Source organism: Bradyrhizobium manausense (assembly GCF_001440035.1).
Taxonomy (GTDB): Bacteria; Pseudomonadota; Alphaproteobacteria; order Rhizobiales; family Xanthobacteraceae; genus Bradyrhizobium; species Bradyrhizobium manausense.
Genome location: NZ_LJYG01000100.1, coordinates 1 through 8,397 on the forward strand (window position 1 = coordinate 1; position 8,397 = coordinate 8,397).

Annotated in this window: 6 protein-coding genes and 2 pseudogenes; all 8 read right to left on the reverse strand. The window is 65.4% G+C overall.

Annotated elements, in window-relative coordinates; all coding sequences use genetic code 11:
- Positions 1-269, reverse strand: a pseudogene (locus tag AOQ71_RS24800) (OmpA family protein); the annotation flags it as partial.
- 218 nt (positions 270-487) lie between these two features.
- A pseudogene (locus AOQ71_RS48410) lies at positions 488-706 on the reverse strand (hypothetical protein); the annotation flags it as partial.
- 72 nt (positions 707-778) lie between these two features.
- The gene (locus AOQ71_RS24810; protein ID WP_057752386.1) at positions 779-1,165 is read right to left on the reverse strand and encodes a VOC family protein; all 387 of its coding nucleotides are present in this window, start codon (positions 1,163-1,165) and stop codon (positions 779-781) included.
- Between the two features lie 22 nt (positions 1,166-1,187).
- Positions 1,188-2,045 carry an FkbM family methyltransferase gene (locus AOQ71_RS24815; RefSeq protein WP_083514474.1) on the reverse strand — a complete coding sequence of 286 codons (858 nt, stop codon included), beginning with the start codon at positions 2,043-2,045 and terminating at the stop codon, positions 1,188-1,190.
- 120 nt (positions 2,046-2,165) lie between these two features.
- Positions 2,166-4,121 carry an ABC transporter ATP-binding protein/permease gene (locus tag AOQ71_RS24820; RefSeq protein WP_057752389.1) on the reverse strand — a complete coding sequence of 652 codons (1,956 nt, stop codon included), beginning with the start codon at positions 4,119-4,121 and terminating at the stop codon, positions 2,166-2,168.
- Between the two features lie 39 nt (positions 4,122-4,160).
- Positions 4,161-6,314, reverse strand: coding sequence for a hybrid sensor histidine kinase/response regulator (locus AOQ71_RS24825; protein WP_057752392.1), 2,154 nt, complete (start codon positions 6,312-6,314; stop codon positions 4,161-4,163).
- Between the two features lie 194 nt (positions 6,315-6,508).
- Complete coding sequence (locus AOQ71_RS24830; protein ID WP_057752396.1) at positions 6,509-7,291, reverse strand: succinate dehydrogenase iron-sulfur subunit; 783 nt, start codon at positions 7,289-7,291, stop codon at positions 6,509-6,511.
- A gap of 67 nt (positions 7,292-7,358) precedes the next feature.
- On the reverse strand, positions 7,359-8,397 hold a 1,039-nt coding region (locus AOQ71_RS48415; protein WP_245317102.1), incomplete at its 5' end, for an FAD-binding protein.

Genomic DNA, 8,397 nt, shown 5'->3' on the forward strand with positions numbered 1-8,397 from the left:
GGGGGCGGTGCGGCCGGGGGCTTGGGCGCAGCAGGCGGTGCAGCGGGAGGCGCGGGAGGCGGCGTCGACGGGCGGGCGGCAGGCGCACCGGGCGGAGGTCCCTTTGGCGCTTCCTTCGGAGGCTGCTTCGGTTTTCCGTCAGGGCCCGTCTCCGGCTGGGCCTGCGCGACCACGAGCGGCGGCGCGCTTTGCGCATGAGCTGCGGAGCCGGCAAATTGCATCGCGGTCAGGGCCGTCGTGGCGAGCAGCACGAAACGAAGGTTGGTCATGTGGTTGAACTTCCCCGGAAGGTTCTTTGACGATGTGAAGTCGGGTGATGAACAGCTACGCGTTAGGCTGGATTGTGGCGGGCCAAGACGTTGCGTCGCGATTTATTTCTGCATGCAATTCATGTCACGAGGACAACGTTCATTGCGCATTCAGGCGTGAGTCGCAATCGCCTCAGATGTGATCGCTCTCGTCTCACATGTGACACAAGCGACGAATTGGCATCCGTCGCGGGATTGGGTGCGAGCGGACCGTTCGGTCCGCGCGATGGAATCTCTTCAGGCATGCGGCCTGGCAATTCATCAGGTCGCGGCGATTGCCCGGGCTCGTGGACCGGCGGCGTGATTTCAGGCTGCGGATTGCCCGGCGGGATGCCGGGCGGCGGCTCGGTCGGCGTGCCGGGTGTCGATGGCGGTATCTCGGGCGGTTCGATCGGCATCGGCAGCACGGGGATCAGTTGTCAGGAGAACGACAACGATGATGCGGCGCCGATGTTCCGCCTCACCCTGCCCTATTCCGGCGCGTGGCAGACGGCCTCGATGTTGTGGCCGTCAGGGTCGAGCACGAAGGCGCCGTAATAGTTCGCGTGATAATGCGGGCGCAGGCCGGGCGGCCCGTTGTCGCGGCCGCCTGCCGCCATCGCAGCCTCGTAGAACGCGTCAACCGTGGCGCGATCTTTCGCAGATATCGCGACATGCACCGGCTTGTTCATCGCGCCCTTTCCCTCGATCCAGAAATCGGGCTTGCCGTTCGCGCCGAAGCCGGCGGCCGTGGCGTGACCGGTCTGCTCCGCCGTCACTTCCATGATCATGCTGTAATCGAGCGGCGCCAGGGCCTTCGCATAGAACGCCTTCGCGGCCTCATAGTCGGAGACGGAGAGGCCCAAATGATCGATCATCGTATCCTCCTTGGGTTCGGCGTCAGCGCGACAGGAACGTATTGCTGCGCGTCTTGCGCGCGACGGTAAAGCCCCGCGCAACCATGTCAGCGATACAATCCTGCTGCCATTCGTTTTGTGACAGATGCTCGATCACAACGGCGCGGGGCCACAGCGATGGGGGCGCGTCGCGGAAGAATCCGATCAGCACGCGGTCCTCGAATCCCTCGACGTCGATCTTGAGCGAATCGACTTGGGTCACGCCGGCCTCGTCCAGAATGCGTGTGAGCCGCAGCGACGGCACCTTGATGGCCTCCGTGCTGGCCGCGCCGGTCACGACATGCGTGGCGCCGAGATTGCCGCCGCCGCTCTCGATCATCAGCTCGCCGTCGGCAGCTCCCGCGGCCGCCTGCACCAGGCGAACCTGCGTCGCTTTCGAAGCGGAATGGTTGAACGAGAGCTGGCTGAAGGTGAGGGGATGCGGCTCGATCGCGACAACCTTGCCATCGGGCCCGACCTGCCGCGCTATCACCAAAGCAAACGTGCCGACATTGGCGCCGACGTCAACGAACGTGCCGCCGAAAGGTGTGTGCTGGCGCAGGAAGTCGAGCTCGTCGATGTTGTAATCGGGATTGAACAGCGCGCCGCGCTCGGTGGCGCTGCCCTGATGGTAGAAGCGGAACGAAGCGCCCTGATATTGCACGTCGACCGGGCCGCTGCGCAGCAGATCGACCAGCCGCGACATCCAGGGCCGGAACGCGCCGCGCTTCAGCCCCGATCCCTGCACGAGCCTGATAATCGCGGCCTGCGCCGCGTTGGGCGCAAACGCGCCGAATGGCGCAGTCGAAAGGGAATTGTCGGGCGTCAAGCAGGCGGTCCTCGTTGCAGGCGGCGCATGCATAGCCGGTTTTGTTGGGGACTCCAATCGAGGGTTTTGTAGCCCGGATGCGCAGCGAAATCCGGGATTCCCGCCCTGCGAACAGGCCTTCCCGGATTGCGCTGCGCATCCGGGCTACTGACCTCACGCCGCCTTCTTCACCGCCTTCCGCTGGCGCAGGAATCGCCCGAGCAGCCTGCGCCGGCCCTTGCGGGGAATCAGGTCGATATCGCTGACGAGCTTGGCGCCGCCCTTGTGGCGCTCCAGCACGATCTTGCGGCTGTGGAAGGCCTCCAGCTCGACACGATGCGCGACGCTGACGATGGTCGCCTTCGGCAGTTCGTCGGTGACCATCTGCATCATCTTGTCCTGACTCTTCTCGTCGAGCGCCGAGGTCGCTTCGTCAAGCACGACGATATCGGGGGTATGGAGCAAGAGCCGCGCGAAGGCGAGGCGCTGCTTCTCGCCGCCTGAGAGGGTCTGATCCCACGGCCCTTCTTCGGCGATCTTCTCCTTGAGATGATCGAGGCCGACCTTGTGCAGGGCCTCGCCGATCTCCTCGACAGTCCAGTCCTCCTCGGCGCCGGGATAGGCGACCGCGCGGCGCAGACTGCCTGAGGGCACGTAGGGCCGCTGCGGCAGCATGAACAGCCGCCGATCGGGATGGAAGTTGACGCTGCCGCCGCCCCATGGCCACAGGCCTGCGATGGCGCGCACCAGCGTGCTCTTGCCGGTGCCGGATTCGCCGGCGACCAGGAGCCGCTCGCCGGACTCGATCACCACCTCGGTCTCGCCGACCACGGCGGTGCCGTCGTCCAGCGTGACGGAAAGGTCGTGCAGCTCCAGCATCGCATCGTTGCTGGTTTCGCCGCGCTTGATGCGGCCAAGGCCGTCGCCCTGCTCGGCACGCTCGAGGCCGTCGAGCGACATCATCAGCGAGGCGATGCGGCGCGCGCAGGCGTTCCAGTCGGCGAGCCTGGGATAATTGTCGACCAGCCAGCCGAATGCGCTCTGCACGATGGTGAAGGCCGAGGCCGCCTGCATCACTTGTCCGAGGCTCATGCTGCCGTCGAGGAATTTTGGCGCGCACAGCAGCAGCGGCACGACCGGCGCAACCAGGCTCGAGCCCTGGGACACCAGCGTGGTCCGCATGTGTTGTCCCGCGAGCCGCGCCCATTGCCTGAGCACGTTGGAAAAATTGCGATCGATGCCGCCGCGTTCTTCCTCTTCGCCGCCGAGCAGCGCGATGCTCTCGCCGTTCTCGCGCACGCGTGTCAGCGTGTAGCGGAAATCGGCTTCCGCCTGGTTCTTGTCCTCGGAGACCTGCACGAATTGGCGGCCGATCGCCATGATCGAGCCCGAGGCGATCGCGGCATAGAGCACCGCGGCGATCACGAGGAAGCCCGGTATGGTGATGGCGGAGCCGCCAAGCGTGACGGTCAGCGCGCCGCCTATGGTCCAGAGCACGACGATGAAGGTTGCCGCGGACAGCAGCGCCGAGGTCACCCCGGCGATAAAATCGACCGGCGAGTCGGTCGCAATGCGCAAATCCTCGGCGATCCGGTATTCCGGATTGTTGTGGTCGCCGCCGACGAGGTTGAGCTGGTAGTAGCGCCCGTTCGCGAGCCAGCGTGTCAGCACGCTATTGGTGAGCCAGGCGCGCCAGCGCCGCTGGATGCCCATCCGCGCAAACACCTGGACGACGGCGAGCACGATACTGCCGATGGCGAGCGGGAAGAACACAGCGCTGAGGTGGAAGACGGTGGTCGCGTCGCGCTTCTCGATGGCGTCGAAGATCGCCCGATTCCAGACATTGATGCCGTATTGGAAGCCGACGGTGAGAACGATCAGTACGACGAGGCCGATCGAGAACGGCCAGGCCAGGCGGTCGCCCTTGCGGCTCCAGAAGCCGCGCGCACTGATCCAGAAGCGGGTGAGGAGATAATCCTTGCGCGCCTGCTCGACCTCCTCGGGCGTAAGCTCGGAATCGGGCTCGAGCACTTCCGGCGGCGGCGGGGCGACCTCATCGCCATTCTCGCCGGTAATCTTCACGATGGGCGGTGTCTTGCCCGGCTCACTGTTTCGGACCGGCTTCTGCATGAGCCGACAACGCGAGCCGGTTCCCTCGGGTTCCTGATCTCACTCGGCGGCGCCGTCGCGCACCCGTTTCACGCGCGCCGCGCGGTGCAGGACCCCCGACAGCTCTTCGATCGAATAGGGCTTTTGCACCAGCTCGAAGCCGGCGATGCCGTCCTGGGACAGAGCCTGGCTATAGCCGGTGGTCAGCACGATAGGTACGCTGATGCAGCGATCGCACATCGCCTGCGCCAGATCGAGCCCGGTCATCCCCGGCATGACGACGTCGGAGAAGACGACGTCGAAGCGATCGGCGTGGCTGACAAGTTCGGTGAGCGCGTCGGTGGCGTTGTCGACCAGCGTGATGCTGTAGCCGAGCTCGGTCAGCCCGTCGGCGGCGAAATTGCCGAGCTCGATATTGTCTTCGACGACCAGCACCGACATGCCGCTGCCGGCGACAGCCGGGGCCGTGGTCGGCGCCGGGCTCCGGGGCAACAGATCGGCCGGCGCGCGCGGCAGATAGAGCGAGAAGGTGCTGCCCTGGCCGACCTCGCTGACGACGGTCACTTCGCCGCCGGATTGCCGGGCGAAGCCGAACACCTGCGACAGGCCGAGGCCGGTGCCCTGGCCGACCTGCTTGGTGGTGAAGAACGGCTCGAAGATTCGGCCCAATTGGCCTGCGGGAATGCCGACGCCGCTGTCGCTGACGGTGACGCAGATGAAACCAGGATTTTTCAGGGTCTGGCTGCCGGAGAGATGCGCGAGTGTATCCGGAACTGATGTCGCCGCGTGCACCGTGAAGACGATCCGGCCCTTGCCCTGCATGGCGTCGCGCGCGTTGGTCGCCATGTTGATCATGGCCGTCTCGAACTGGCCGGCATCGGCGCTGACGAGGCAGGGCTCGGCCGGCAGCTGCGTGACGATCTCGATCGCAGGCCCAAGCAGCGTGGCGAGCATGTCGCGCAGCGATCGCATCCGCTCGCCGACGTCGAAAACTTCGGGCTTCAAGGTCTGGCGCCGCGCAAAGGCCAGCAGCTGCGAGGTCAGCTTGGCCGCGCGCGCGACGGCCTCCCCGATCGCCGTGATGTAGCGCTGCCGCCGCTCCTCGCTCAGTTGCGGGCGGTTCAACAGATCGACCGATGCGCGGATCACGGTCAGCAGGTTGTTGAAATCATGCGCGACGCCGCCGGTGAGCTGGCCCAGCGCCTCCAGCCGCTGGCTGTGCTTGAGCGCCTCCTCGGCCTCGCGCCGCTTGGCAGCTTCGAGCTGCAGATGCTGGGTGCGGCGGAAGGCGAAGGCCAGCAGGATGAACAGCAGCGCGGTGGCCGGCAGGCCGAACACCAGATGCTGGCTGATGGTCGTGAGCCAGCGGCCGCGGATCGCCGAGGTCTCGAGGCCGGCGCTGACATAGATCGGATATCCGGCGACGCGCCGGTAGCCGATGCGCCGCTCCAGACCGTCGGTCGGCCAGGCGATGGTCATCAGCCCATGGACGGGATGGGCTGCGATGCTGCGGCCGACCTGACCGTTCGGATCGAGCCGGAAATCGCGATCGAGCCGCGGCAGCTGTGCCAGCAGCACGCCATCAGTGCGGCCCATCGCAAAGAAGGAGCCCGGATCGCTGCCGATCCTGGCGTAAAAGCTCTCGAAATATTCAGGCAGGACGGATGCCTGGATCACGCCGATGAAGCTGCCGTCGTCGGACGAGCGCCGGCGGCTGACGCCGAAGAAGCGCGCGCCCTGGTAGGGCGGGCGCGGCGTCAAGACGGTGCCGATGAAGGTTCCGATGCTCTGGTCGACATGGGAATAGAAATAGTCGCGGTCGGCAAAGCTCTGATTCGGCGGCGGCGAGGCCAGGCTGTTGACCAGCGACTTTCCGTTGGCATCGAAGATCCAGGCGGATTTGAGCTGCGGCAGCGCGTCGGCGAGCTGCTTCAGGCGCTTGTGCAGGGCGGGTTCCCGCGACCGGATCGTGTCGTCGGAGAGGTCGCGCACGACCTCGTTGAGCTCGGCCAGGCTCCGGTCGATGGTCTCGAACACCTTGAGCGCGTGCTCATGCGCGACATCGAGCGTCCGCTCGATCTCACGGTCGGCGATATCAAGCGTCGAATTGTAGGAAATCGTCGAGGCAATGGCGAACAGCGCAATGGGCAGCGCCAGGGATGCCGCCATCATCCACTGCAGCAGTCTCAGCGAGTTGCGTTGTGCGCCCTGCACGGTCGCTCCGGTCCCCCGACCGGAGAGCTTACTTGAATCTCGCGTCAGGAAGGAAGCGGCTTGTGATGGGAACCGGAGGTTGTAAGCCGTCGAATCGCCCGCGACACGAGATCGAGCGAATTTTATCCGAATTGTTTCAATCGCAAATTGCCCCCGGCCGCCCGGGGCCGGGGCAGAGCCAGCGTCGATGCGGCCTAGATCTGGCGTTCGACCATCTTGAGCTTGAGCTCGGCGATGGCCTCGGCCGGGTTCAGGCCCTTCGGGCAGGCCTTGGCGCAGTTCATGATGGTGTGGCAGCGGTACAGGCGGAACGGATCCTCGAGATTGTCCAGCCGCTCGCCGGTCGCCTCATCGCGTGAGTCGGACACCCAGCGGTTGGCCTGGAGCAGCGCGGCCGGGCCGAGATAGCGGTCGCTGTTCCACCAATAGCTCGGGCAGGAGGTCGAGCAGCAGGCGCACAGGATGCACTCGTAGAGGCCGTCGAGCTTCTCGCGGTCCTCGTGGCTCTGGCGCCATTCCTTCTGCGGCGTCGGCGAGGTCGTCTTCAGCCACGGCTCGACGGAGGCGTATTGCGCGTAGAAATTGGTGAGGTCCGGAACCAGGTCCTTGACCACCGGCTGGTGCGGCAGCGGGTTGATCTTCACCGCGCCGTCCTTCACGTCGTGCATCGAGCGGGTGCAGGCCAGCGTGTTCTGACCGTCGATGTTCATGGCGCAGGAGCCGCAGACGCCTTCGCGGCAGGAGCGGCGGAAGGTCAGCGACGGATCGATGTGGTTCTTGATCCAGATCAGGCCGTCCAGCACCATCGGACCGCAATCATTGACGTCGACGTAATAGGTGTCGACGCTCGGATTCTTGCCGTCGTCAGGATTCCAGCGATAGACGCGAAACTCGCGCGTCTCGGTCGCGCCTGCGGGCTTCGGCCAGGTCTTGCCGCCGGTGATTTTCGAGTTCTTGGGAAGTGCGAATTCAACCATTGCTCTAACCTTTCGTCATTCCGGGTCTGGTCCTTCGGACCATCCCGGAATGACGGCTACTGTTGGATCAATACACGCGCGCTTTCGGCGGGATGTACTGCACGTCGTTGGTCATGGTGTAGTCATGAACCGGGCGGTACTCGATCTTGACCTTGCCCTTGTCGTCGAGCCAGGCCAGCGTGTGCTTCATCCAGTTCTGGTCGTCGCGCGCGGAAAAGTCCTCGCGCGCATGCGCGCCGCGGCTCTCGGTGCGGTTGGCGGCCGAGTTCATCGTCACCACCGCCTGCGAGATCAGATTGTCGAATTCCAGCGTCTCGACGAGATCCGAATTCCACACCAGCGAGCGGTCGGACACGGCGATGTCGGTGATGCCGCTGTGGACCTTCGCGATCAGGTTCTGGCCTTCGCTCAGCACTTCGCCGGTGCGGAACACGGCGCAATTGTTCTGCATCACGTGCTGCATGCCTTCGCGCAGCTTTGCGGTCGGCGTGCCGCCGGAGGCATAGCGATAATGGTCGAGGCGGCCGAGCGCGAGATCGGCCGAGTTCGCCGGCAGCTCGGGCTGCTTGCCGTTCGGCGTCAGCTTCTCGGCCAGGCGCAGCGCCGCGGCGCGGCCGAACACGACGAGGTCGATCAGCGAGTTCGAGCCGAGGCGGTTGGCGCCGTGCACGGAAACGCAGGCCGCTTCGCCGATCGCCATCAGGCCGGGGATGACGGCGTTGTCGTCGCCGTCCTTCTTGGTCAGCACTTCGCCGTGATAGTTCGTGGGGATGCCGCCCATGTTGTAGTGCACGGTCGGCACGATCGGGATCGGCTCGCGCGTCACGTCGACATTGGCGAAGATCTTGGCGGATTCGGAGATGCCCGGCAGGCGCTCGGCGAGCACGGCGGGATCGAGATGGTCGAGATGCAGGAAGATGTGGTCCTTCTTCTTGCCGACGCCGCGCCCTTCGCGGATCTCGATGGTCATCGCGCGCGAGACGACGTCGCGTGACGCCAGGTCCTTCGCCGAGGGCGCGTAGCGCTCCATGAAGCGCTCGCCTTCGGAGTTGACGAGGTAGCCGCCTTCGCCGCGGGCACCCTCGGTGACAAGGCAGCCCGAGCCG

Bases quoted from the DNA above. Each gene is read 5' to 3' on its own strand.
- AOQ71_RS24830 (WP_057752396.1), bottom strand. From the start codon at position 7,291: ATGGTTGAATTCGCACTTCCCAAGAACTCGAAAATCACCGGCGGCAAG.
- AOQ71_RS24810 (WP_057752386.1), bottom strand. From the start codon at position 1,165: ATGATCGATCATTTGGGCCTCTCCGTCTCCGACTATGAGGCCGCGAAG.
- AOQ71_RS24815 (WP_083514474.1), bottom strand. From the start codon at position 2,045: ATGCATGCGCCGCCTGCAACGAGGACCGCCTGCTTGACGCCCGACAAT.
- AOQ71_RS24820 (WP_057752389.1), bottom strand. From the start codon at position 4,121: ATGCAGAAGCCGGTCCGAAACAGTGAGCCGGGCAAGACACCGCCCATC.